Annotated in this window: 1 protein-coding gene; it reads left to right on the forward strand. The window is 73.1% G+C overall.

Going from position 1 to position 1,537, the window contains the following annotated elements; genetic code table 11:
* Positions 1-71 precede the first annotated feature (71 nt).
* On the forward strand, positions 72-1,307 hold the full coding sequence (locus MY526_RS26900; RefSeq protein ID WP_436705483.1) for an IS110 family transposase: 1,236 nt from the start codon (positions 72-74) through the stop codon (positions 1,305-1,307).
* Positions 1,308-1,537: the final 230 nt, after the last annotated feature.

The raw sequence follows: 1,537 nt of genomic DNA on the forward strand, positions 1-1,537 counted from the left end.
AGCTGATAGCCGTTGACCCCGTCCGTGCGGGAGCGTCCAGATGACGTTTCCGCAGAGGACGGGAGGTTGTCGTGGGGCTACTGCACGAGGCGTTGCCGGCATCGACGCTGGTGGTCGCGATCGACCCGGGGAAGGTCAGTAACCGGGTCTGGTTGAGCACCGGCGAGGCCGGGACGGTGGTGCCGCCTCTGTCTCTGCCGGTCCTCCGCCCCGGCCTGGACCAGTTGCACCGGCTGGTCATCGATCACGCCGGAACCGCCGGGCCAGTCTTCGCCATCGAGGCAACCGGCGGGCTGCATCAGGCCTGGGTGCGTGAGCTCAGCCAGCGCTTTCCCCGATCGGTGCGGGTGTTCGCACCGTCGGAGACCGCCGCCGCCCGCGCGCAGCTGGGTTCTCGACGGTTCAAGACTGACGACCGCGACTGCGCGGCGTTGACCTACCTGGCCCGGCAGGGCCAGGGCCGACCCGTCCCCGACCAGCTCCAGGACGCGCTGGCCGCCGCGGTGCGCCACCGGCGGGGCCTGGTCGCCGAGCACAAGGTCGCCCAGCAGCGGCTGCACGACCAGCTGCATGCGCTCTGCCCCGGCCTGGCAGCCCCGGAGGGACACGGCCGGGCGCTGCCGCTGGACGGCGTCATCGGACAGGCGGTGCTGGACTGCGCCGCCGCCTTCGCCGGCCGCCCGCCCTCGGTTCGCTCGCTCCGCGCTCGAGCCCGCGGCCGGGTGCTCACCAGCGAGGCGGAGTTCTGGGTCCAGCGCTGGCGGACCTGCCTGCCGCCGCCGGCCGACGCCGCCGCCCGGGCCGCACGGCTGAGCCGCAGCCTGGCCCGCTGGCGCGCGCTGCACGCTGACATCGCCGCGGTCGACGACGAGATCGCCGCCCTGCTGGCCAGCAGCGACGGGCAGATCCTCACCACGCTGCCCGGCGTGGCCACCAGCCGGGCCGCCGCCTTCACCGCCTTCAGCCTGCCGATCGCGCGGTTCCCCACCGCGGAGCATCTCTACTCGGCCACCGGCCTGGCCCCGGCCAGCTACAAGTCCGCGACGATCAACCGGCGCAGCCCCATCTCCCGGCAGGGGCTGCCCGAGCACCGTGACGCGCTGATGAACCTGGCCTGGGGTCTGTCTCAACACTGCGGCCCGTTCATCGACCGACACCGTGAACTGCGAGCCCGCGGCCTGCGACCCATCCCGGCCCGCATCGCGCTAGCACGTCACGCCTGCCGCCTGGCCTTCACGCTGCTGACGACCCAACAACCCTTCGACGAACAGCGCTACCGTCGAGCCCGGCACCAGAGCGAGCGGTGACGGCTGGCTCAGCTATGCCGCACGACGGCGCAACCTAGCTTGCCGCCCGCTCGCCCTGGGGCCGCCCACGGCGCAGAAGAAAGCCTGCCGCTCGACGGCGCCTGATCAGCCTGCCGACCAGGCCCCACCGCCGGACCGATCACCGCGCTGCTGCCCGAGGCCGGACGCCACAGTGCCCGGTCCACTGAGGCACGTCCGCAGGCGCCCTTGACGTCAAGGGCGAAAGCTAG

This window comes from Geodermatophilus sp. CPCC 205761, assembly GCF_051383655.1.
Classification (GTDB): Bacteria; Actinomycetota; Actinomycetes; order Mycobacteriales; family Geodermatophilaceae; genus Geodermatophilus.